Raw genomic sequence first — 265 nt, 5'->3', positions numbered from 1 at the left:
TTATCAAATGGCTGTCTAGTAAGAGTAACACTAATGCCTTTACCAGCAATAGTGATACTATTGCCTTGCTCTTTACCTTTGCCAATAGAAGGAAATTCGTATATCTTCTTCAGGCGACTTTTATGTACATACCCTTTATCTACAGCAATCCAATTAAAAAATATCTCTTCACCAGTTTCATCTTCTGTAGTATCAAATAAAGTGTATACAAGCGTGTTGTTAGGCAAAGTGCCTACAATTTTGCTTTTTACGCTTTCTTTAGCGC

The 265-nt window shown here is 35.5% G+C and carries 1 protein-coding gene; it reads right to left on the bottom strand.

The genetic code is table 11. The features are described 5' to 3' along the window. A partial coding sequence (locus HMPREF9441_RS18970) for a hypothetical protein (RefSeq protein ID WP_008623868.1) occupies positions 1 to 265 on the bottom strand: 265 nt, incomplete at both ends.

It is taken from the genome of Paraprevotella clara YIT 11840 (assembly GCF_000233955.1).
Taxonomy (GTDB): Bacteria; Bacteroidota; Bacteroidia; order Bacteroidales; family Bacteroidaceae; genus Paraprevotella; species Paraprevotella clara.
Note: the sequence above shows the minus strand (reverse complement) of the source record. Positions and strands in the feature narration are given on the sequence as shown.